The sequence below is a fragment of the Parvimonas oralis genome, assembly GCF_047608425.1.
Lineage (GTDB): Bacteria > Bacillota > Clostridia > Tissierellales > Peptoniphilaceae > Parvimonas.
In genome coordinates this window covers 325,875-348,839 of sequence record NZ_JBLKRS010000001.1, presented here as the reverse complement: position 1 = coordinate 348,839, position 22,965 = coordinate 325,875, and the positions used below count along the sequence as shown (strand labels likewise).

The following is a 22,965-nucleotide window of genomic DNA, read 5'->3' as shown; positions in this document are numbered from 1 at the left end:
AATTTACTAACATAAAATTACTTTAGAATTTCCTTCTACAACTTCTCCAACTTCGTAAATTTCCTCATTCATTTCTTTAAATAAGTCTTTTATTCCTTCAACATCTTCTCTTTCTACAAAGATTAACATACCTATCCCCATATTAAAAGTTCCATACATTTCTTCTTTTGAAATTTCTCCCCATCTTTGAAGAAGTGAAAAAATTTCTTTTTGAGGAATATTTTTTTCTATAATTTTAGCATCAACATCATCACCTAAAACTCTTGGTACATTTTCATAAATTCCTCCACCTGTTATATGACAAAGACCATTTACCTTAAATTTTTCTAACAAATTAACTATTGATTTCGCATAAATTTTAGTTGGAGTCAAAAGTTCTTCCCCTAAAGTTTTTCCTGTTTCTATCATATCGTTTAATGAAAAGTTTTTACAATCAAAAATTATCTTTCTGACTAAAGAAAAACCGTTACTATGAACCCCTGAAGATGGTAATGCTAAAATAACATTTCCTTTTTTTACATTTTTCTTACCATCAATTATTTTATCTTTTTCGACAACACCTACACAGAAACCTGCAATATCATAATCTTCTTCTTTATATATTCCTGGCATCTCAGCAGTTTCTCCGCCAATTAAAGCACTTCCTGATTGAATACATCCTTCTGCAACACCTTCAACAATACTTGCCATTTTTTCTGCAACAAGTTTTCCGGTAGCAATATAATCTAAGAAGAATAAAGGTTTAGCACCTTGACATAAAATATCATTAACACACATTGCAACACAATCTATTCCAACTGTATTATGAACATCCATCATTTGAGCTAATTTTACTTTCGTTCCAACTCCGTCAGTTCCAGAAACCAAAACAGGATTTTTAAAATCTTTTCCAAGTTCAAAAAGTCCTGAAAAGCCGCCTAAATCAGAAAGAACACCTTCTGTATAAGTATTTTTTATAAATTTTTTTATTAAATTTACTTCATTATATCCTTCATGTTTATTTACTCCTGCAGATTTATATGTTAATGCCATTAAAATATCCTCCATTTATATATCTAAATCATTATCCATTTTTTTTACTTGTTCTTTCATCTCAAGCTTATATTCTTTAAGTTTAACTTTTAACTCATCATATTTTAATGATAAAATTTGTGTTGCTAAAATACCGGCGTTTTCAGCTCCATCTATTGCTACAGTTGCAACAGGCACTCCTTTAGGCATTTGAACAGTTGAAAGTAGAGCATCTAATCCATCAAGTGTTGAAGCTTTAACTGGAACACCTATAACAGGTGCCGTTGAAATTCCAGCTAAAACACCTGCTAGGTGAGCTGCTTTACCTGCAAATGCTATAATTAATTCAATCTTATTTTCTTCCATTTTATTAACAAAATCTATTGCAAATTCTAAAGAACGATGAGCAGAGATAACTCTTGCATCATATTCTATCCCAAATTTTTTTAAAATATCACAAGTTTTTTTAGCAATATCTTTATCAGAAATACTGCCCATAATAACTGCCACTTTCATAATTACCTCCAAATTATTTTAAATATTAATCCCTTTCTCAATTCTTATCACCTGGTTGGCATCTAAAAGCCTTGTAGTTTCACAATATAAAAAGCCGGAATATTCTCCGGCTATGATTATTTAAGCAAAAAAGAATATAAATCAGTTGGTGCAACAATTTTATCTCCATTATAGACTCTCATATTGCCACCAGATATTTCGTCAATTAATACAACTTCTCCATCAACTTTACCAAATTCCAACTTAATATCGTATAAAGTAAGTCCCTTTTCTTTTAAAACATCTCTAATAATAGTACAAATTTCTTTAGTAAGTGCTACTAAGTCTTCATATTCCTTTTCAGTTAATATATTTAACATAACAAGTGCATCCTTAGTAATTAAAGGATCACATCTTTCATCATCTTTTAATGTAATTTCAACATAAGTATCTAAATCATCATTAGGTTTTGCATATAAACCATATCTTCTTATAAAACTTCCTACAGCTTTAAATCTACAAATTACCTCTATACCTTTACCAAAAACTTTGCAAGGTTTTACGGTCATAGTATTCTCTTTTAAATCACAATCTATATAATGAGTTCTAATTCCCTTTTCCTTTAAAATTTCAAAGAAAAATTTAGTAATCTTTAAACCTTCATGTCCTACACCTTCAATTGATAAACCAACAGTGTTAGCACCAGGATCAAATACTCCATTTTCTCCTGTAACATCATCCTTAAACTTTAAAACGTAATTTCCATCTTCGCTCTTGTAAATATCTTTTGTCTTTCCAGTGTAAATTTTTTCCATAAAATACCTCCTAAAATTAAACATAAGAAATAAATAAGCCCAGCAAGTAGGCTTCAAGCGAAACCTACCTCCTGGGCTTTTCTCCCTTAGGTGTAATACTTAAAAAGTATTCGTATCGCTCGGACCAGCAAATAGATTCGGAACCCTAGATACTCTTTCTCTCATTAATTTTATTTCATTTAAGTTATCATAATTAACTTACAACTAAATGATAGCAAGAAAAATCTATTTTGTCAATATGATTTTTTAAAAATATTTTTATTATAAATTGTTCTACATAATTTATTATTTATAATACTTTAAATAAAATATACTTTCTTCAAATTCAGATAAAATTAGTTTAAATCCACATTCTTTTGCATGATTTTTTATCATATCAATCGTTTGTATTTCATTTCTTATTACTCCATAAGTTGTATGAACTTCATTATTTTCAAAACGAATATCCAATTCAACTAAAAATGGTTTAGGATAAATATTTTCTATCTCTGTATCCCATATACATAAAATACCACCTGTTTTTAATACACGGAAGGATTCAAATATAGCTTTTTTCTTAGTTTCTTCATTCATATACATCAATGAATAAAAAAATGTTACAACATCAAATGAATTTTCTTTAAAATTTAAATTGGTAGCATCCATCAAAATTTTATTACAAAAATCAGGAGCTTCATCAAGCTCTTCTTTTCTATTGTCTATTGAAATAACCTGATTGGTATATAGACGTCCTATTATTCCTTCTCTTCCACCACCAATATCTAAAATATCACCTTTTAATTCTTTTTTTAAATTAATTCTCATAACATCCTCCAAATCAATTATACCATAAATAAATTCTTAAAACATTATTTACTTTATAATTATCTCTATTTATGGTATTATTATCTATATATTTTTTAGAAAGGAGATAATATGTTTAAACTGTTAAAAAAGAAAAGTTTTAGAAATTTATTAGTTTTTGACTTATTATATCAACTTGCTTTTATTGTTATTTTATTACCTTTTGCAAAAGAATTTTTTTCATATATTTTAAAATTAACTAAATTTGGCTTTTTCTATATAGAAAGTCCTAGTATTTTCGCAAAATCTCCGGCAAAAATATGGTCTGTTTTAATAATTATTTTCTCATTTTCTATAGTTAAATTATTTGAAGTAAGTAGTTTTATATTTACTGCAAATCAAATAAGACTAGATAATGAAGTTTCAATTTTAGAAATTTTTAATAATTCATATAAACAAATAAAATCAAAAATAAGTTATATACAAAATTATTTGATTCTAATATTGGTGTCCATAAACATACCTGTATCAACTTCAATTCACAAAGGAATAAAACTTCCTAATTTTGTTACAGATTATATTTTAAATTCAACTGCAGGAATAATATTTTTTATTATAGTAATACTATTAGCAATTGTTTTTTCAATACTTTTATTATTTATTTACCATATATTTTTTTTAGAAGATAAAAATTTTTTTGAAAGTATAAAGATAAGTTTTAGTAGGATTAGAAAGAATATTTTTAAAAGTATAAAAGTATTAATTATATTAGGAATAAAGAATTTACTAATTCAAATTATAAAATTTATATGTTTAATTTCAATAATACTAATATTTTATATGCATACAAATAATAAAACATTAAGTAATGCCGGAATAATTGCTTATTTATGTATTGCAACATTTTTAAAAGTTTTTACAAATGTATTATCAAATTTTATTACTTTTTACGATTTATCAAAATTTTATTTTAATTCTTCTAGTAATATAGAATTATCTAAAAATATTTATCCTGCAAACAAAATTAAATTAAAAGTGGCACTTGTAATGGTATTTTTAATTTTTGCCGGAATTTTTAGTAAATATAGAAATTCAAATGAAGAAATAAAATTCTACCATACTTTCAGGAATCTAAAGCCGGATATTATGGCCCACAGAGGAAGCACAAAAAATTCTGCTGAAAACACATTAGAATCTATAAATGAAGCTATTCATAATGGAGCTGAATTTGCTGAAATAGACGTAGTATTGACGAAAGACAATGTAGTTGTTTTATCACATGATCATAATTTAAAAAGACTTACAGGAAAAAAAGTTAATATCGAAAATTTAAATTTTGAAGAATTAAAAAATTACAAAATAATTGATGAAAAAAATTCTAAAGAATATAAATTTATCGATTTAAAAACTGTGCTTGAAAAAACTTCAGGAAAAATAAAATTAAATATAGAATTAAAACCATTTAAAAACAACGAGAAAATATTAGCTCAAGAAGTAGCAAAATTAATTAAGGATAAACCATATGATGTAATTGTTTCTTCCTTATCTCCAAAAGCCTTACAAGAAATTAAAGATATAGAGCCTAGTATTTCAACAGGACTAATATTAGCTTTTAGTTATGGTAATTTTTACAATGCAAAATTTGTTGATTTTTTCTGTATTGAAAAAGAAATTGTTACAAATGAAATGATAAGAAAAATACAAAAAAATGGTAAGAGAGTTTATATATGGACTACAAATACTAATGATGAAATTGTAAAAGCATTCACGAGTGGTGCAGATGGAATAATAACTGATGAAGTTTCTCTTTCTAAAGAAATTTTGGAATTAGAAAAAAATAATTTTAATTTTGAGCAAATAATAATTAATAAAATATTTTCTTTAGTTCCATAAAAAAACGTCAGCATATTTTACTGACGTTTTTTTAAATTTAAATAACTATTTTAAAGGTATCTTCTTAGTTAAATCTTCAACTATTCTTAATGCCTTCGCTTTTCCTTCTTCTCCATTCTTTATAACTTCTGCAATTGCTTCAGCTACTAAATCCATTTCTTCTTCTTTAAATCCTCTAGTAGTGATAGCAGGAGTTCCAAGTCTTATACCACTTGTAACAAATGGTGATCTAGGATCATTTGGAATTGTATTTTTATTACAAGTAATATGAACTGAATCCAATGCTTTTTCAACTTCCTTACCACTCATATCACAATCTCTTAAATCAACTAACATTAAGTGGTTATCTGTACCATTAGATACAAGTTTAATTCCTCTGTCCATCAATCCTTTTGCTAATGCTTGAGCATTTTTCAAAACTTGTTCTTGATATTTTTTAAAATCAGGTTCTAAAGCTTGTTTGAAAGCAATAGCTTTAGCAGCAATTATGTGTAATAATGGTCCACCTTGTGATCCCGGAAATACAGCTCTATTGAAATTAAACTTTTCATTTGCAGCAGCACTTGCTAAAATAAGACCACCCCTTGGTCCTCTTAATGTCTTATGAGTTGTAGAAGTAACTACATCAGCATAAGGAATTGGAGATTCATGTAATCCTGCAGCAACTAAACCGGCAATATGAGCCATATCAACCATTAATACTGCTCCTACTTCATCACAAATTTCTCTAAATTTCTTAAAATCTATTTTTCTTGCATAGGCAGAAGCACCTGCAATTATCATTTTAGGCTTACATTCTTTAGCAATTCTTAAAACTTCATCATAATCGATAAATCCATTTTCATCAACTTCATAAGGTACTGGATTATAAATATTACCTGAGAAATTAATAGGATTTCCATGTGTTAAATGGCCACCATGATTTAAGTTCATACCCATATAAGTATCACCAGGTTTTAAAACTGCAAAAAATACAGCGAAGTTAGCTTGTGAACCTGAATGAGGTTGAACGTTTGCATACTCACAACCATAAAGTTCTTTAACTCTTTCAATAGCTAATTTTTCTGCTTCATCTACTACTTCACAGCCACCATAATATCTCTTTCCAGGATATCCTTCAGCATACTTATTAGTTAATATACTGCCAGCTGCTTCTAAAACGGCATCATTTACCCAGTTTTCAGAAGCTATCAATTCAATATGACTATTTTGTCTTTCTAATTCTTTGTCAATCACTTCAGCTATAGCTGGATCAACTTTTCTTATATTATCATTTGAAAACATTTCTAATACCCCCTATCACAAATATATTATCATATTTTAAATATTTAGTCAATATGTTTTCTAATATAGGCATAATTGTTAAAAAAATTCTTCTCGTTTAAATCATTTTAAATTTATAATATTTTATTTATATTTACTTTTTGTTAAAAAAATGTTATAATATAAAAAAATATATAAAATATACATTTTATAGTTAGATTTATACATATTTGGAGGATTTTATGGACTTTAAACAATTAGAAACATTTATAACTATTGTAAAAACAAAATCTTTTACGAAAACTGCTGATGTGTTATATATAACTCAGCCATCTGTTACAAATCATATACAAGCTCTTGAATCTGAACTTAACACTTCTCTTTTTGTCAGAACAAGAAGAAGTGTTACTTTAACTCAAGCAGGAAGTATTGTATACAAACATGCTTTAAATATTTTGGCTTCTTATGATGAAATTATAAGAGATTTAGACATATATTCTCAAAATTTAAAAGGAACTTTAAATATTTGTGTTTCTTCCGTTCCTAGAAAAATCATATTACCAAATTTAATTGAAAAATTCTCAAATTTATTTCCTGATATTTCTTTTAATATTAGTAATGATGATTCTAGAACCGTTATTGATAGTATTCTAGTTGGAGAAACAGATTTTGGTATTGTAGGACTAAAAATATCTAATCCTAAATTGATTTATACTCAAATTATGGATGATCACATTGTATATGTTGTTAATAAAGATGCATATCCCGACTTAAAAAACTATTCAGTTATTAATATTGAAGATTTAAGTAATGATAAAATTTTACTCAGAGAAATTGGCTCAGGTACTAGACAAATAGTTGAAGATGAGTTAAAAAGAAATAACTCATTGAATGTCATTTCTAACAGTGTTGCAACTATACATGATACTAATACTATTTTAGAACTTATTACAAAAGGAGTAGGAAGTGGCTTTATCTCCCAAAGAATGTTAAATATATCTCCTTTTAAAGATAAAGTAAAAATACTAAACATAAAAAATCTTTATCTAAATAGAAAATTTTATTTTGTTTATAATAAAAATTTACAATTTTCAAATATAAATAAAATATTTAAAGATTTTATGATGGATGAAATTAATGAATTAAAAAAAGAATTAGATATTAATTTAATATAAATATATTTGATAATAAAAAATCTCTATGGTTTTCATAGAGATTTTTTGTTACGCTAATTTATTTGTTTAATCTTCAAAAACTCTGTATATGTCAATTCACTACTAATTGAATTAGTCCATTGAAAAGTAACTACTTCTCTTCTATTTTTTAAACTAACTGTAAAAATTGGTAATGTTCCTATATCCTGATTTTTTATTTCATACATAGAAATATCATCTGCTGTTAAAATTACTATTAGATTCTCATCTGGAGAAACAAAATAATCTAATACATTTTGAACTTTTTCTTTAACTTTCAATTTAGAAATTTTGCTAGATTTATTAGAAAAGATGTCAACATTTGGAATTAAGTCTAAATCAATTTCACTCGACACAAAATTATCATGTGAATAATTACTCAATATTCCTTTAAAAATCCAGTTAAAATTACTTCTTTTAACGCCAAAATTTTTCATATCATACAAATTAATGTTATCACTTGAATATCCAAGTTTTCTTATATTATTAAAATACGCTTTTTCTCCTCTATCTCCAGCAATATCTTTAATCGATATTTGCTTTTCATCTGATAGTCCATCAATTTTATATATTGAATAATTTTTTTTATTTGTCTCCGAATTATATGATTCAAGACTAATATAATTTTTACTCAAAAAATTGATTGTTGCATTTTTTATAGCTAACTCAATTCTATTAGAATTATTTATATAGTCATTACTGACATAAATCCCATCATTTGTTGAATTTACAAGAAAAAATTTATTCTTATTGTTTATAAAAAGTCCCTCTATCTTGTTAAATGTTGGTTTTTCATCTCCGTTTTTTCTAAATAGAAAAGTTTCATAATCAACATCTTTTGTTCCTACACTTTTTACTCCTATTAGAAAACTAATATCTTTTTTTGAATTTTGTGAATTGTCATTAGAATTTAGTTCACCAATATTATTTTTATCAACATCATCTGAAATTTTTTCATACATATAGTATTTTTTATTATGAATTGTAGCAATTTTATTTTTGTTAATAATTATAAATTCTTTATAAAAATTTCTTTCATCTCTTATTGAAACTACGATTACGTCCTCAGAATCAATGTTAATCTTATCAGTTACGACTCCATTATATAATAAATAATTTTTAAAATTTACTTGTCTAAATTTAAATTTAGGATTCGTTGTTTTTGTTTTTTCAAAATAAATTATTTCTTTATTTATATATAATTTATCATCTGTTATTTTAGACTCGCTACCATCGCTTAATGATGTTATAGAAGTCAATTGCCATGTTCCCGATACTAACAATGAATTCGCTTTTGGTTCTGAAATCATTGAATTTATATCAGTATATCTAAAAAAATTACCTCTTAATACAAAAAATAGTAAAATTGTCAAACAGAATAAACTAATACCAATACTACTAAATATTAATTTCTTATATCTCATTTTTAAGTTCTCCTTTTTCAAGTGGGAGTTCAACTCTAACTACAGTACCTTTTTCTAGAACACTTCTTATAATTAAATTTCCATTATGAGCTTTTACAATTTCTTCACAAATAGACAATCCAAGGCCTGTATGTGAATTACTATTAGAGCCTTTATAAAATTTACCCGTAACTAACGAGATTTCATCTTCTGAAATTCCACAACCATTATCTATTACTTCAACAACAGCTATATCATCTTCAATTTTTATATCAGTTAAAACAACTCCACCTTCATCAGTAAATTTTAAAGCATTATCTAAAATGTTGATAAATACTTGTTTAATTCTATCTCTATCAGCAATTACCATTACTCTTTTAGTTTCATCATAATTTAAAATCATATCAATTTTTTTGGAACTAGATTTTGGCATTAATTGTTTATTTATAAAAATTCCAAGTTCATTGAGATCAAAAAGTTCCTTATTCATTATAAGTCTTCCACTACTAAGCTCTGAAAAATCTAAAAGTTCTGTTACCATATTACCTAATCTGTCACTTTCTTTTTCTATAATACTTAATCCATCTTCCAAAAGTTTATTTCCTTTAGCCTCCGGTTGAAGTGTAAATGCCCAGCCCTTTATTACAGTAAGTGGAGTCCTTAATTCATGAGAAATACTTGAAATAAAATCTTTCTTTAATTGTTCTTTCTTTACTAAATTCTCACTCATTAAATTCATAGTACTTCCTAGCTTAGAAATTTCATAATCTCCTACTTCATCAGCTTTCTCATTTAGCTGTCCATCTGCTAATTTTAATGCAACATTAGTAAGCTTTTCTATAGGATTAACAATCTTAGTATTCATAAAAATACTAATACTCACACCTATTACAATCACAAAAAAACCAAATAGGAAAAATACTAGATATCTCTGTGCAATAATTCTATCAATATTTTCCAAAGATATTATAAATCTAGCAATTCCAACTTGTTCATTTCCATTATTAAGAGGAATAGATACGGCCAATTCATTTTTATTTGAAATAGAATTTTTATACACATAGGATCCATTACTACCATTTTTAGCTGAAATAACATCACTTGAAGACAATACTTTACCTACATGATTCCCATTAACAGTATCCAATAATACTTTACCTGAATTATTTAAAATTTGCACTTCCGAATTTACTTCACTATAAAATTCTTCTATATCATCCAAAACAAGTTCAGAAAGACTTGAATTAGCTAAATAAGTTTCATAAAGTTTTGCACTATATTTTGCTTGGCTTTGGATTACACCTGTTACTCCTGAATAATAATAATTTTTTATAGTAAATATCAGAAAAATTTCAAAAAATACTACAATTAAAAGAATTACTAATAAAAATTGAATCATAATTCTTGTTCTTAAGGATTTTTTCAATATAAAATCTTTAACATCTTTAAATTTTTCAACTAATTTATCATACTCTAGTTTGAATTCCATCTATATCCAGTCCCCCAAACTGTTTCAATATACTTTGGTTTACTTGAATTGTCTTCAATTTTAGCTCTAAGTCTTCTTATATTAACATCTACAATTTTAATATCTCCATCAAACTCTTCTCCCCATGTCATATTTAAAAGTTCATTTCTTGAAAAAGCTCTTCCTGGATTTGACATAAAAATTGTTATAATTGTAAGCTCTGTTGGTGTAAGCTCAATTTCTTTTCCTTCTTTATAAAAATTTTTAGAATACAAATCTAATTTAAAAGGATATATATTAATTAAATCACTATTGTTTTGAATTGAATCTAAACGTCTAATCAAAGACTTTATTCTCAATATAAGTTCTACAGGGTTAAATGGTTTACTTAAATAATCATCTGTTCCACTTTCAAGACCATTAATTCTATCAACATCTTGTGTCTTTGCAGTAAGCATTATTATTCCAATTTTAGGAAGTTTTTCTCTAAGAATTTTACAAACTTCAAAACCATCTATTCCAGGTAACATTACATCTAGAATAACAACCTGAGGATTATATTTTAATGCAAGTTCAACTCCTAATTCTCCAGTTCCTGCTTCTAAAACTTCAAAACCTTCTCTTTCCAAATTTATTTTTGTAAATAATCTAATATTTTCTTCATCTTCAACTAATAATATTTTACTCATCTTTTCCTCCTTAAATACTAATAAATAAACTACTAATAGTATATATTAAATTAAGATAAGTTTCAAGAATAAAAATAAAATTGCAAACAAAAAGATTGGAAAGTGTTTTAACTTTCCAATCTAAGTATAAAATATTTTCTCATTAAACTATTTCATCAACTAATTCATTTAAGTCAACAAATTTTTCACTCTCTAATCCTTTATCAAGTTTATTAACTTTCTTAATATTTACAGCTGTTACTTTATATTCAGCTGTTTTTGTTATAGGGTCATAATGAGCACTTGTCAATTGGTTAACTGGTGTTTCAGCAAAGTGGAATGTCATATAAATTAATCCAGGTTTTACTTTTTCAGTAATCTTAGCTCTACCAACTACACTACCTCTTCTAGAAGTAACTCTCATAAAATCTCCATCTTCTAGACCGTGTTTTTTAGCATCCTCTGCAGAAATTTCGATTAACTCATGTGGAAGAATTCCATCAAGAGCATCTGAATATCTTGTCATTACATTATAATGATACAAAGTTCTTCCCGTTGATAAAATTATTGGATATTCTTCATTTTCTAATTCCTTTGGTCCCTCATACTCAACAGGTACCATAAGAGCTTTATCGCCTCTTGTAAATTTACCTTCATGAAGATATTTTGTTCCCGGATGTTCTGCTGTAGGACATGGCCACTGAACTCCATTCAATTTTTCTATCTTATCATAAGTAATTCCTCTATAAGTAGGCATACATTTTCTTATTTCATCGAAAACATCTTCTGATGTTTCCCAATCAAAGCCTTTACCGCCAAGTCTTTTAGAAACATCTGCCAATATAGCCCAATCCAATCTTGCTTGTCCAGGCGCTTCGACAGCTTTTCTAACTCTTTGAACTCTTCTTTCAGATGCCGTAAATGTACCATCTTTTTCTGCATAACAAGTAGCAGGTAAAACAACATCTGCAAGTTTTGCAGTTTCAGTTAAATTAATATCTTGAACTACTAAGAAATCTAAATTACTTAAAGCATGTTTAACATGATTTGCATCTGGGTCTGAAAGTACGGGATCTTCTCCCATAATATACATAGCTTTTACTGAACCTTCTGCAGCTCCATCAAGCATTTCCGGAATTCTAAGTCCCATTTTTCTATTTAGTTTACAATCCCAATGTTGTTCAAAAAGTTTAACATTTTCTTCTTCCAATACTTTATGATAACCAGGGAAATAATTTGGTAATGCAGCCATATCACAAGCTCCTTGAACGTTATTTTGTCCACGAAGCGGATTAATACCGCCACCTTCAATACCTATATTTCCACATAGCAAAGCTAAATTAGAAAGATTCATTACATTTGAAGTACCTGTTGTATGCTCAGTAATACCTAAAGTATAGAATATACCAGCTCTTTCAGCTGAAGCATATGTTCTTGCAGCTTCATAAATTTGTTCAACAGGAACTGTAGTAATTTTACTTACAAGCTCCGGAGTATATTTTGAAACAAGTTCTTTAACTTCCTCAAATCTTTCTACTTTATTTTCAACATATTCTTTTGAATATAATCCTTCAGTAATTATTATATTCATAATACCGTTAATTAATGCAGCATCAGTTCCGGATTTTAATGAAAGATGTAAATCCGCTTCCCTTGCTATTTCAGTTTTTCTAGGATCTACTACTATTAGTTTTTTACCTTGTCTATGAGCTTGTTGCATCTTATTTCCAATTATCGGATGAGCTTCAGTTGTATTTGAACCTATTACAAACATTAAATCTGTTTTAAAAACTTCATTAACAGAGTTTGTCATAGCTCCTGAACCTAATGTTGTTGCAAGACCTGCAACTGTAGGAGCATGTCAGGTTCTAGCACAGTGGTCAACATTGTTTGTACCAATAGCAACACGCATCATTTTTTGAAAAGCAAAGTTATCTTCATTACAAGTTCTTGCTGAACTTAAACCTGCAATTGAATCTGGTCCAAAATTTTCTTTAGTTTCTTTTAATTTAGAAACAACCAAATCTAATGCTTCTTCCCAAGTAGCTTTTTCAAATACACCATTTTTCTTAATCAATGGCTCTGTAAGTCTACCCGGACTGTTAATTAAATCAGCATGGAAACGTCCTTTTACACAAAGTTGAGTTCCATTAATTGGAGAATCTTCATTTGGTGTAACACCAATAACTTTTCCCGTTTTAACATTTACATTTAAATCAAAATTACAACCTGTACCACAGAAAGGACAAGTTGTTCTAACTTTTTTAACTTCCCAAGGTCTAGTTCCCATTAATTGTTTATTGAGTAAGGCACCTGTTGGACATACGCTTATACATTGTCCGCAGAATCTACAATTATCAGTACTTAAATCTAAATTCTTATGAGTACCGATATGAGCTTCAAAACCTCTATCTACAAAGTCAATAGCCCCTGTAACTTGAACATCTTGACAAACTCTAACACATTTACCACATAAGATACATTTATTTTGATCTCTAATCATAACTGGATTGTTATCATCAATTTTATGATTTTGAACTTCACCAATCCAAGTACCTTTTTTCATTCCATATCTATAACAATATTCTTGTAATTTACAGTTACCAACCATATCACAAGTTAAACAATCACTTGGGTGATTAGAGAACAATAAATCTAAAATATTTCTTCTTATTTTTGTTAATTTGTCACTTTCAGTATTTACAACCATACCTTCTTTTACAAGTGTGGAGCATGCAGTTTCTAACTTTCTACTTCCTTCTATTTCAACAACACACATTCTACATCCAGCAAAGGCGGTAAGGCTTTTTTCATAACATAAGTTTGGAATATCAATTCCAACTTTCTTAGCGGCTTCAATGATAGTAGTTCCCTTTTCAACACTAACATTTTTGCCATTTATAGTTAAATTAATCATATTAGCCATAATAAACCTCCGGAACCTATCTTCTAATTATAGCATTAACTGGACATGCAGCTTCACAAGATCCACATTTAATACATTTAGATGGGTCAATAACATGTAATTCCTTTTGAACTCCGGTAATACAATCAACCGGACAAGCTTTAGCACATTTAGTACATCCAACGCACTTATCTGTAATAAAGAACTCAAGAAGTGATTGACAAACACCTGCCGGACACTTCTTATCATAAATATGAGCTTCATATTCATTTCTGAAATAATGAAGTGTACTAACAACAGGATTTGCTGCAGTTTGTCCAAGACCACAAAGAGATGCAACAGTAATAGTTTCTGAAAGATCTTCCAATCTTTCAATATCACCATCTTCACCTTTACCGGCAGTTATTTTTTCCAATAGTTCCAACATTCTCTTTGTACCCTCTCTACAAGGAACACATTTACCACAAGATTCTTCAACAGTAAAGTCTAAGAAAAATCTAGCGATGTCAACCATACAGTCAGTCTCATCCATAACAACCATACCACCTGAACCCATAATAGATCCAATTCTAGCAAGAGAACCAAAATCTACAGGAGTATCAAAGCAATCAGTTGGAATACATCCACCTGATGGACCACCAGTTTGAACGGCTTTTACTTTTTTATCATTACCGGTACCACCACCGATATTATATACTATTTCGTTTATAGTTGTTCCCATTGGAACTTCTACAAGACCGGCATTAGCAACCTTACCTACAAGAGCAAATACTTTAGTTCCTGAACTGTCTTCAGTTCCTATTGATCTATACCAATCTGACCCTTTATACATAATTTGCGGAACATTTGCAAAAGTTTCAACATTATTTAAAACAGTAGGTTTTTGGAAAAGACCTTTAACTGTTGTTCTATAAACTTTAGTTCTTGGCATTCCACGTTTACCTTCAATAGATTCTATTAAAGCAGTACCTTCTCCACAAACAAATGCTCCTGCACCAAGTCTTAATTCTACATGGAAACTAAAATCAGTTCCCATTATATGATTACCAAGAAGATTTTTTTCTTCTGCTTTTTTAATTGCTTCTCTTAAATTTATAACAGCCTTTGGATATTCAGCTCTAACGTAAATAAAACCTCTATCAGCTCCAATCGCATAACCACAGATAGCCATTCCTTCTAATACAGAATGTGGATCTCCCTCAAGTATGGATCTATCCATAAATGCACCCGGATCTCCTTCATCCGCATTACATACTACATATTTTTGTCCTGCAGGTTGTTGCATAGCACCTTCCCATTTTCTTCCTGTTGGGAAACCTGCACCACCACGTCCTCTAAGTCCTGAATTTTTCATTTCATTAACTACATCTTCAGGAGTAAGACCACTTATTACTTTAGCCAAAGCGTAATACCCACCTAATGCAACATATTCGTCAACACTATGTGCATCAACAATTCCAAAATTTTTTAAAGCTATTCTAGTTTGCTTTTCAAAAAACTCTCCTTTTAGACGAATTCCATTTTCGTCAATTATGTACTTATCAGGTTCTTGTTTTAACCTTTCAATTAATAGAGGATAGTTTTCTTCTTTGATAGAATCAAGCACTTTAAAATCAACTTTAGTTTTTATCATAAAATCACCCCTATTTATATTTTCTTAATATTCTTCTGATGTCCGCTTTTTTTATATGAGCATATACATCTTCATTTATTGTAACAACAGGTGCTAAATTGCATTCCCCGATACAACGAGTTTGAGCAACGGAAAATTTCAAATCTTCACTTGTTCCACCAACTTCTACCCCTACTTTATCACAAAACTCATTTAAAATTTCTTGAGCTCCTTTTACATAGCAAGCAGTTCCCATACAAACAGAAACTTGATACTTACCCTTAGGAATAAATGAAAATTGTGAATAAAAAGTAGCTACACCAAAAACTTTAGCAGGAAATATTTTCATTCTTTTTGCTATCAAATCCATTATTTCTTCAGGAAGATATCCAAAAATACTTTGTGCTTCCTGTAAAACCGGCATCAATGCTCCCGGAATGTCTTTTTTCTTATCAATAAATTCACAAAGCTCATCTATTTTGTCTTGATTTTCTTCAACGTTAAAAACAAAAGCCATAATTTGCCTCCTTTTAAAAAGTTTTAGAAAAACTCATACAATTATATAATAAAAAAATATATAGTATATATTTAAAAACATCAATATTAAATTGTAAACTATAAAAAATATAAATATGTAATTATTTTAGTATATAACAAATATGTAGTTATTCTATATAAAATATAGCGAAAAACTATGCTACATTATAACTAAAGTATATCAAAAATATCAATATTTTTCAAGCATTTTAGCTTTTAAGCATTAAAAATTTTTATACATTTTTTAAAAAAAATATTTTATTTAACATCTAATTATATATAAATTATTAACATTCTAATTTAACAATTAATCTTGTTATTTACATTTAAATAATTATTAACAAAATAAAAAATCTCCTATACCGATAAGAGATTCTTTTATAATTATTTTTATATTAAATTGTATAGAATTCTTTTAAGTCTTGTTCAAAAAATGATTTTAAACACTCCATAGCTTCTATTTCATCATCACCCGTTATTTCTATTTCTATCTCTTCTTTATTTCGAGCTTGCATTGACAAAATACTCAAAATACTTTTTCCATTATATCTGTTATTATCTTTAATTAATATAATTTCAGAATTAAATTTTACTGAATTTCTTAAAAACATAGAAGCTACTCTGGCATTAAGCCCAATTTCCGAATTGACTATAACCTTTTCCTTTAACATAACTGCCCCCTTTATTTTTTATTTCTTTTATAAATTATATCAAATATATACAGAAAAGTCCACATTTAGATATATTATTTAAACTTTTTAATACTATTAATAAATTTGTATATTATATAATGTTTTCATTTTAAAATTTCTATTATTATTTTATATGTTTAATATATTGAATACTCCCCCTTTCAAAATACTTAATATATAGATAGTTTTTCAACAAAAAAACTGATTAATTTATAAATCAATCAGTTTCCGCTTCTGTATTAAATATTTTTACCCTCTGTAATTTTACCTGAAGACATTGTATATACTTTATCTGCATAATCAAGACATGCTAGGTCATGAGTAACTAGTATAATTGTTGTATTATTTTTTTTATTTATCTCTTTTAGTGTTTTTAAAACTTCCTTTGTATTTTCTACATCTAAATCGGAAGTAGGTTCATCAGCAAGAATTATTTTGGGATAATTCATTAAAGCTCTTGCAATTGTCACTCTCCTAAGCTCTCCACCAGATAATTCTCTTGGATATGATGTTTCTAAGTTTTCAATACCCAATTCTTTTAATAGATATTTTCCGCGACCAACAGGATCACCTTCTCTTTTACTTAGAAAAAATGGCAAACAAATATTGTCAAGTACATTTAAAGTAGATAATACAACTGTTGATTGTGGAATAAATCCTATTAAATCATTTCTTATAAAAGATTTTTCATCATCCGAAAGAGAACTGATTTCTTTATTATCAAAAAATATTTTTCCACTTGTTGGACTTAATATTCCTGAAATTATATTTAAAAGGGTTGATTTTCCACTTCCTGATTTCCCTATAATAGCAATAAATTCTCCATCATTTATTTCTAAATTTACTTCATCAACTGCATTAAACTCTTTTGCTCTAACAAATGTTTTACATAATTGTTCTATTCTTAACATTCTAATCATTCTCCCTCATTGTTAAATAAGCATCTGTTCTACTTATCTTTCTAGTAGCATTTAGTGATGATAAACAACCTACCAAAGTTCCAACACACAAACTAAATATTGAAACCAACACTAAATTATAGATTGAAGGAGTTAAAAATGGTAAATTCAAATTTTTTTGAATAATTGGTATAATAGAAAACACCGAAATTATACCAACTATTATTCCAAGAACCGATCCGTAAAATCCAATATATATAGATTCATACATAATTATTTTTGATAATTTTTTCTTGGAAGCTCCTAAAACTCTTAAAATACTAAGTTCTTTCTTTCTCTCATTAACTATAATTGAAAATACAACTGCTAAAAGAACCATAGACATAACCCAAATTACAGCTATTAAAATATAAATATAACTAGAAATAACTTTTAAATTTGAGGAAACTTCATTTACAAATTTTTTACTAAACATTGCAAACATTCCATCTTTAGTATACTCTTTCATTATTTTATTTGATACTTCCGATGCACTATAATTAGGCTTTAATTTTATCAATATAGTAGAAATCTTTTCACCCTCTGATGCAGGATTTTTTTGTATTCTCTCACTCGCTCTGGCTAGCTTTCTAGCTGTTTTCATATTCACAAAAACTGTAGCATCAAATCCCATTCCGGTTTGTTCAAGTTTTCCTACTATATCAAGTTCTTCTTCAAAAAACTTAACTTTTGAATTTTTTTCTCCAATTATATTACTACCAACTATAACTTCATCATCTTTTAATTCCCTATTTAAACTTTTTTGTAGCCAAGGCTTAATTAGAAAATCTGAATCATAGTCTATACCAATAATTTGAACAGGATATGAACAACAAGATGCAGAAAGTGTAGCTACATAAAGTTGTGGAGTTGCAGATTCTATACCATCAATTTTTTTTATCTTTTCCAAAGAATTATCAGGAAGATAAAACTCACTAGGCTCACCCTTTAACAGGACACTTTCAATATTTGCCTTGTACCCTTCTGGTACAACTATTATATCAGCTCCTAGTCTATTTGAAAGATTATTAACTCCACCGGAAATACTTGATGATAAAATTGTTCCACAGAATAAAAATAGTACAAAAATAGCAATTATACTTATTAATGAAATACTTCTAAGTGGTTTTTTTCTAATATTTTCCTTTGCCAAGAATTTAATATCTATTTTTTTATTACTCATCTTTTAACTCTTTTCTATACAAACTAATTTTCTTTTTTTATAAAAATATAAACTATATATACAATTGAAATAATTGCAATTAAAATTCCCAAAATAGAAACTATTGTAAATGTATGATGTTTTATACACTCCATATTGTCTTTCATACAATATCCCATAAATCTAGGAGTACCATCTTTTCCCATACCAATAGAAAGCTTTATAATTTTATTTGGTATCAAATGAACACTAATTCCCGCAATTATATTAATAATAGAAAAAATAATATTTATAATTTTATTTTCAACAAAAATAGAAATTAATGAAATTACAACAATACCCATTCCAACATAAGTAGCCAACAATCCACTATAATAGCAGCTCATTCTCATTCCGTTTGTCATCGCAGGACAAACCGGCGCTATTACAAATGGTGTTAGAGACAAAATTAATCCTAAGAATAAAACTAAAATATTTACACATTTTTTCTTCAATATTTTCACGAAAATCCCCCTTAAAAAATATTATTTATTTAAAGCGTCCTTAACTGCACTTTTAAATCTCTTATAAGATACAGTAGCCCCGCTAACTGAATCAACTTTCTCAATATCTTGAACTTCAACCAGCTTTTTAGCATATCCTTCGCTATTTTTTACAGCCTTTTGAGCTTGTTTATAGTTAAAATCAGCATCATCTTTACCATAATTTTCATCTTTTATCTTATTATTTTTATTATCTCTTTCTTCCCTAACACAGTTTACAATCTTTTTATCCTTTATAGTTATTACAACTTTAACAGTAGCACTTTCATCTTTATAGTATCCTTCAAACACTCCGTCTTTTAATTCTTTTTTAGAACTGCAAGCTGTAACAAATACCATAGAAATAATTAGAATAATAAAACTTTTAAAAATATTTTTTCTCATATATACCACCAAACATATTATAATATAAAAATTTACGTTGTCAATAATTTATCATCTATAATTTTCCCATAATCTAAAGTTATCTTTCTCATAGCTTCATCTCCAACTTCAGGGTCGTGAGTTACAACAATTATTGTAGCACCTTCCTTATGAAGTTGTTTCAAAATTTCTATAACCATAATTTCATTAGCTTCATCTAAATTTCCTGTAGGCTCATCAGCTAAAATAATTTCGGGATTATTTATTAATGCTCTCGCGATACAAACCCTTTGTTGTTCTCCACCGGATAATTGACTTGGCAAGTGTTTAGCTCTATCAGCTAAGCCTACTTTTCTAAGAGCCTCCATTGCTTCTTTTTCATCAATCATACTATGATAATATTGTGCAACCATTACATTTTCAAGAGCAGTTAAATAACTAATCAAATGAAATTGTTGAAATATAAGTCCTATTTTTTCTCGCCTTATATTTGTTAGATTTTTTTGACTTTCTTTAGAAATATCAACACCGTCAATTAAAACTTGTCCATTCGATGGCCTGTCCATACAGCCTATTATATTCATCATAGTTGTTTTTCCAGAACCGGATGAACCCATTATAGCAATCCAATCACCTTTTTTAACTTTTAAATTTATATTGCTAAGAGCGTTAACTGACTCATATATTTTGGAAACATCCCTAAGTTCTAATATTACTTTATCATTATCCATATTCTATTCTCCTTTTAATACCAAAGCAGGGTCAATCTCAACAGCTTTTTTAACAGGTAATATACAACCTGCAGTAGTTACTAATACTGAAATAATAACAATTACAGGAATCAAAAGATATTGGAAAGTAATTGTCCTACCGAAAACACTAAGGCTTACTCTTTGAGCAAATACAAATCCAAATCCGACTCCGATTAATCCTCCAATCAATCCAAGTAATACACTCTCTCCAATAAAATCCATTATTATTTCTTTATTATGAGCGCCAAGTGCTTTCTTTAATCCGATTTCTTTTCTTCTTTCAGCAATTATTGCCATCATAGTTGTTGAAACAGAAATTGTTGTTAAGACCAAAATAACAACATTTACTAATAATATAAGAGCAGTTAATTTATTTAAGACTGTATCTTGAGATTGAGTAACTCTCTTTACCGCTGTCCCAAAAACATTCGGTAATTTACCATTCAACTCCTTGGCAAAATTATCCAACTCACTGTGATTAGCTTCTATACTGCATTCAATAGAATCAATTTTGGTAGTATCTTCTACAATTTCATTAAGTTTTTCAAGACTTAAAAATATAAAAGATTCTTCCTTCCCACCTGTAGTAATGATTCCTTTTACAGTTAAAGTCACATCATAAAAATCATCGCCCGTATCTTTATTTTTACTTTTTTCCGCAGAATCATTTACATCCGATGCAACAGCACTTTTACCATGCTTTACTCCACCAACTCTAAATTTATCTCCAACAGAAAGTCCCAAAGTATTGGCAATTTCTTTTCCTACCATAACTTCACTTGAATCACTATTAGTTGCCCATTCTCCTTCAATATACCAAAATGGACTGTTCTTTTTTGCCCCCTCCATGTCAGTTCCTGCAAGAATATAAGGCTTTTGATTTATTTTTGTTGTCTCATATCTATAAGGAGCAACTCCTACAACGTTCTTATTTTTTACAAGTTCTTTGAATTTATTATATTCTTCTTCACTTATTTTTCCCTCATTAGGTAAACATATAAAATTTGCTCCATAAGATCTAAATTCTTTCCCCAACTGTCTTGGAATATCAAAATATATTGTAATAAGCCCTGACATAATTGTAGCTCCAATTATAACCGCTAAAAGCGCTACTACCATTCTTGACTTTCTTCTAATGAAAGAACTTAAAATCATTTTTAAATACATTTTTCTTTTGCTCATTTTAATCCTACCTTCCATGAAGAACTTCTGTCGGCTTAAGTTTAAATAAATAATGTATAGCAGGAATACTTCCTATTAAGGAAACCCCTATTACCAAAGCAATATCTATCGGAATAACCATAACAGCAGGTTCAATATATGAACCAAATACAGTAATACCAATAATTTGAGTAAATCCAAGTCCTATAAAATATCCTGCTATACCTCCAATAATTCCTGTCAATACAATCTCAGTCAGTATAAGCAACATAATTCTTAAATTGGAACCCCCTATTGCTTTTATAAGACCTATCTCTTGACTCTTCTCCATTACAGTTGCTGTAACAAGATTTGAGATTCCAAGTGCTGAACCTATTGAACCCAATGCTGTAATTAGTATCATAAGTAATTTAGTTTTATCTAAAATTTTTCCCTCTGACTCAGCAACCTGTCTTATAGGTTTTGCAACACTATCTTCAACAACTTCCTGGATTTGATAACAAATGGAACTTACATATGCAGTACAATACCAAGTTTCATACTCGGTTGGTGTTAAACTGTTTGGATCTCTTGTTGCCTTTTTAGCCAATTCATTATCAGGAGTTGTAAGTGCAGAAACTTCTATATTTGAAATTTTACCTTTAGCATCATATAATTCTTGAGCAGTCTTTAAAGTGGAAAATATATTTAAGTCTTCATTACCGCCTGATTCAAATATCCCTTTAACATTATAAACCTTGGTTTGTTTACCACTACTAACTTCTATTTTATCTCCAACCTTTATTCCATTTCTTCCTGCAAATAAACTTCCAACCATAACACTGTCATTATCATCTTCATTTAACCATTCTCCATTAATCTTCCACCAATTTTTCAAATTTTTCATTCCGGTATCAATTTGTTCACCTGTTGTTAAATCCATATGTTTGGCAAACCATGTACCTATAAATTTAGTTTTTTGATTATTAACTTTTGCAGTTTTTTCAAGATAGGGAGTAAAATCCACAATCGAAAACCCCCAAAATATTTGTTTAATTTTAGGTAAATCTTCTTCTTTTAAATATTTATCCTTCGTTGCAGTTTCTGAATTTTCCAATTCATATAAATCAGAAATAAGTGAAGCATCTTTAGAAACTACATTTATATTTGCTCCATAAGTTTTAAGTTCTTTATTTACTTTATCTCCAACCCCAAGCATTACATTTAACATTCCGGTTGCAAGCGAAACGCCAAGTGCAACAGTAAATGCTATCATAAACATCTTTTTTCGTTGTCTGATTAAAGTTCCAAAAACCATTCTCCAAAACAT

The 22,965-nt window shown here is 28.2% G+C and carries 21 protein-coding genes; 2 read left to right on the top strand and 19 right to left on the bottom strand.

Annotation, left to right across the window (positions count from 1 at the left end):
- Positions 1 to 6: 6 nt before the first annotated feature.
- From purM to ACMX2D_RS01770, 4 genes are all read right to left on the bottom strand, one after another.
- A complete protein-coding gene (purM, locus tag ACMX2D_RS01785) occupies positions 7 to 1,032 on the bottom strand; it encodes a phosphoribosylformylglycinamidine cyclo-ligase (RefSeq protein WP_414972505.1) in 1,026 nt (341 codons plus the stop codon).
- Positions 1,033 to 1,047: 15 nt separating this feature from the next.
- A complete protein-coding gene (gene purE / locus ACMX2D_RS01780; protein WP_009447968.1) occupies positions 1,048 to 1,527 on the bottom strand; it encodes a 5-(carboxyamino)imidazole ribonucleotide mutase in 480 nt (159 codons plus the stop codon).
- 116 nt (positions 1,528 to 1,643) lie between these two features.
- Entirely contained in the window at positions 1,644 to 2,321 is a 678-nt protein-coding gene (locus ACMX2D_RS01775) for a phosphoribosylaminoimidazolesuccinocarboxamide synthase (RefSeq protein WP_414970817.1), read from the bottom strand.
- Positions 2,322 to 2,606: 285 nt separating this feature from the next.
- Positions 2,607 to 3,125: a class I SAM-dependent methyltransferase gene (locus ACMX2D_RS01770; RefSeq protein ID WP_414972503.1), complete on the bottom strand. Its 519-nt coding sequence runs from the start codon at positions 3,123 to 3,125 to the stop codon at positions 2,607 to 2,609.
- A 111-nt stretch (positions 3,126 to 3,236) separates the two neighbouring features.
- Between ACMX2D_RS01770 and ACMX2D_RS01765 the strand changes: the two genes are divergently transcribed.
- Positions 3,237 to 4,997 carry a glycerophosphodiester phosphodiesterase family protein gene (locus ACMX2D_RS01765; RefSeq protein WP_414972501.1) on the top strand — a complete coding sequence of 587 codons (1,761 nt, stop codon included), beginning with the start codon at positions 3,237 to 3,239 and terminating at the stop codon, positions 4,995 to 4,997.
- A 45-nt stretch (positions 4,998 to 5,042) separates the two neighbouring features.
- Here the strand turns inward: ACMX2D_RS01765 and glyA are convergent, their stop codons facing one another.
- Positions 5,043 to 6,281: a serine hydroxymethyltransferase gene (gene glyA / locus ACMX2D_RS01760; RefSeq protein WP_009447807.1), complete on the bottom strand. Its 1,239-nt coding sequence runs from the start codon at positions 6,279 to 6,281 to the stop codon at positions 5,043 to 5,045.
- Between the two features lie 221 nt (positions 6,282 to 6,502).
- Between glyA and ACMX2D_RS01755 the strand changes: the two genes are divergently transcribed.
- Positions 6,503 to 7,435, top strand: a complete 933-nt coding sequence (locus ACMX2D_RS01755; protein WP_009447702.1) for a selenium metabolism-associated LysR family transcriptional regulator — start codon at positions 6,503 to 6,505, stop codon at positions 7,433 to 7,435.
- A gap of 53 nt (positions 7,436 to 7,488) precedes the next feature.
- On the opposite strand, the gene ACMX2D_RS01750 is transcribed toward ACMX2D_RS01755, so the two are convergent.
- The 14 genes from ACMX2D_RS01750 to ACMX2D_RS01685 all read right to left on the bottom strand — a co-directional run bounded on the left by ACMX2D_RS01750 (position 7,489) and on the right by ACMX2D_RS01685 (position 22,965).
- A complete protein-coding gene (locus ACMX2D_RS01750; protein ID WP_414970820.1) occupies positions 7,489 to 8,877 on the bottom strand; it encodes a hypothetical protein in 1,389 nt (462 codons plus the stop codon).
- Positions 8,867 to 10,345, bottom strand: a complete 1,479-nt coding sequence (locus ACMX2D_RS01745) for a sensor histidine kinase (protein ID WP_009448154.1) — start codon at positions 10,343 to 10,345, stop codon at positions 8,867 to 8,869. Before ACMX2D_RS01745 ends, ACMX2D_RS01750 begins: the two co-directional genes overlap by 11 nt.
- Positions 10,330 to 11,013: a response regulator transcription factor gene (locus ACMX2D_RS01740; RefSeq protein ID WP_009448255.1), complete on the bottom strand. Its 684-nt coding sequence runs from the start codon at positions 11,011 to 11,013 to the stop codon at positions 10,330 to 10,332. Before ACMX2D_RS01740 ends, ACMX2D_RS01745 begins: the two co-directional genes overlap by 16 nt.
- Positions 11,014 to 11,155: 142 nt before the next feature.
- Positions 11,156 to 13,909, bottom strand: a complete 2,754-nt coding sequence (gene fdhF, locus ACMX2D_RS01735; RefSeq protein WP_083814279.1) for a formate dehydrogenase subunit alpha — start codon at positions 13,907 to 13,909, stop codon at positions 11,156 to 11,158.
- 25 nt (positions 13,910 to 13,934) lie between these two features.
- Complete coding sequence (locus ACMX2D_RS01730; protein ID WP_414972499.1) at positions 13,935 to 15,530, bottom strand: NADH-ubiquinone oxidoreductase-F iron-sulfur binding region domain-containing protein; 1,596 nt, start codon at positions 15,528 to 15,530, stop codon at positions 13,935 to 13,937.
- A 10-nt stretch (positions 15,531 to 15,540) separates the two neighbouring features.
- On the bottom strand, positions 15,541 to 16,026 hold the full coding sequence (locus ACMX2D_RS01725) for an NADH-quinone oxidoreductase subunit NuoE family protein (RefSeq protein ID WP_009448332.1): 486 nt from the start codon (positions 16,024 to 16,026) through the stop codon (positions 15,541 to 15,543).
- 415 nt (positions 16,027 to 16,441) lie between these two features.
- Positions 16,442 to 16,717: an HPr family phosphocarrier protein gene (locus ACMX2D_RS01720; RefSeq protein WP_414972496.1), complete on the bottom strand. Its 276-nt coding sequence runs from the start codon at positions 16,715 to 16,717 to the stop codon at positions 16,442 to 16,444.
- A gap of 260 nt (positions 16,718 to 16,977) precedes the next feature.
- Positions 16,978 to 17,658, bottom strand: a complete 681-nt coding sequence (locus tag ACMX2D_RS01715) for an ABC transporter ATP-binding protein (RefSeq protein ID WP_414972494.1) — start codon at positions 17,656 to 17,658, stop codon at positions 16,978 to 16,980.
- The gene (locus ACMX2D_RS01710; protein WP_414972492.1) at positions 17,651 to 18,859 is read right to left on the bottom strand and encodes an ABC transporter permease; all 1,209 of its coding nucleotides are present in this window, start codon (positions 18,857 to 18,859) and stop codon (positions 17,651 to 17,653) included. The genes ACMX2D_RS01715 and ACMX2D_RS01710 overlap by 8 nt, the downstream gene beginning before the upstream one ends.
- A gap of 23 nt (positions 18,860 to 18,882) precedes the next feature.
- Positions 18,883 to 19,341: a DUF4418 family protein gene (locus ACMX2D_RS01705; RefSeq protein ID WP_414972490.1), complete on the bottom strand. Its 459-nt coding sequence runs from the start codon at positions 19,339 to 19,341 to the stop codon at positions 18,883 to 18,885.
- A gap of 21 nt (positions 19,342 to 19,362) precedes the next feature.
- Positions 19,363 to 19,764, bottom strand: coding sequence for an FMN-binding protein (locus tag ACMX2D_RS01700; RefSeq protein WP_414972488.1), 402 nt, complete (start codon positions 19,762 to 19,764; stop codon positions 19,363 to 19,365).
- A 32-nt stretch (positions 19,765 to 19,796) separates the two neighbouring features.
- A complete protein-coding gene (locus tag ACMX2D_RS01695) occupies positions 19,797 to 20,474 on the bottom strand; it encodes an ABC transporter ATP-binding protein (protein WP_009448273.1) in 678 nt (225 codons plus the stop codon).
- A gap of 3 nt (positions 20,475 to 20,477) precedes the next feature.
- The gene (locus ACMX2D_RS01690) at positions 20,478 to 21,677 is read right to left on the bottom strand and encodes an ABC transporter permease (protein ID WP_414970830.1); all 1,200 of its coding nucleotides are present in this window, start codon (positions 21,675 to 21,677) and stop codon (positions 20,478 to 20,480) included.
- A 7-nt stretch (positions 21,678 to 21,684) separates the two neighbouring features.
- Positions 21,685 to 22,965: an ABC transporter permease gene (locus ACMX2D_RS01685; RefSeq protein ID WP_009448321.1), complete on the bottom strand. Its 1,281-nt coding sequence runs from the start codon at positions 22,963 to 22,965 to the stop codon at positions 21,685 to 21,687.

Bases quoted from the DNA above. Each gene is read 5' to 3' on its own strand.
- purM (WP_414972505.1), bottom strand. From the start codon at position 1,032: ATGGCATTAACATATAAATCTGCAGGAGTAAATAAACATGAAGGATAT.
- purE (WP_009447968.1), bottom strand. From the start codon at position 1,527: ATGAAAGTGGCAGTTATTATGGGCAGTATTTCTGATAAAGATATTGCT.
- ACMX2D_RS01775 (WP_414970817.1), bottom strand. From the start codon at position 2,321: ATGGAAAAAATTTACACTGGAAAGACAAAAGATATTTACAAGAGCGAA.
- ACMX2D_RS01770 (WP_414972503.1), bottom strand. From the start codon at position 3,125: ATGAGAATTAATTTAAAAAAAGAATTAAAAGGTGATATTTTAGATATT.
- ACMX2D_RS01765 (WP_414972501.1), top strand. From the start codon at position 3,237: ATGTTTAAACTGTTAAAAAAGAAAAGTTTTAGAAATTTATTAGTTTTT.
- glyA (WP_009447807.1), bottom strand. From the start codon at position 6,281: ATGTTTTCAAATGATAATATAAGAAAAGTTGATCCAGCTATAGCTGAA.
- ACMX2D_RS01755 (WP_009447702.1), top strand. From the start codon at position 6,503: ATGGACTTTAAACAATTAGAAACATTTATAACTATTGTAAAAACAAAA.
- ACMX2D_RS01750 (WP_414970820.1), bottom strand. From the start codon at position 8,877: ATGAGATATAAGAAATTAATATTTAGTAGTATTGGTATTAGTTTATTC.
- ACMX2D_RS01745 (WP_009448154.1), bottom strand. From the start codon at position 10,345: ATGGAATTCAAACTAGAGTATGATAAATTAGTTGAAAAATTTAAAGAT.
- ACMX2D_RS01740 (WP_009448255.1), bottom strand. From the start codon at position 11,013: ATGAGTAAAATATTATTAGTTGAAGATGAAGAAAATATTAGATTATTT.
- ACMX2D_RS01730 (WP_414972499.1), bottom strand. From the start codon at position 15,530: ATGATAAAAACTAAAGTTGATTTTAAAGTGCTTGATTCTATCAAAGAA.
- ACMX2D_RS01725 (WP_009448332.1), bottom strand. From the start codon at position 16,026: ATGGCTTTTGTTTTTAACGTTGAAGAAAATCAAGACAAAATAGATGAG.
- ACMX2D_RS01720 (WP_414972496.1), bottom strand. From the start codon at position 16,717: ATGTTAAAGGAAAAGGTTATAGTCAATTCGGAAATTGGGCTTAATGCC.
- ACMX2D_RS01715 (WP_414972494.1), bottom strand. From the start codon at position 17,658: ATGATTAGAATGTTAAGAATAGAACAATTATGTAAAACATTTGTTAGA.
- ACMX2D_RS01710 (WP_414972492.1), bottom strand. From the start codon at position 18,859: ATGAGTAATAAAAAAATAGATATTAAATTCTTGGCAAAGGAAAATATT.
- ACMX2D_RS01700 (WP_414972488.1), bottom strand. From the start codon at position 19,764: ATGAGAAAAAATATTTTTAAAAGTTTTATTATTCTAATTATTTCTATG.
- ACMX2D_RS01695 (WP_009448273.1), bottom strand. From the start codon at position 20,474: ATGGATAATGATAAAGTAATATTAGAACTTAGGGATGTTTCCAAAATA.
- ACMX2D_RS01690 (WP_414970830.1), bottom strand. From the start codon at position 21,677: ATGAGCAAAAGAAAAATGTATTTAAAAATGATTTTAAGTTCTTTCATT.
- ACMX2D_RS01685 (WP_009448321.1), bottom strand. From the start codon at position 22,965: ATGTTTTGGAGAATGGTTTTTGGAACTTTAATCAGACAACGAAAAAAG.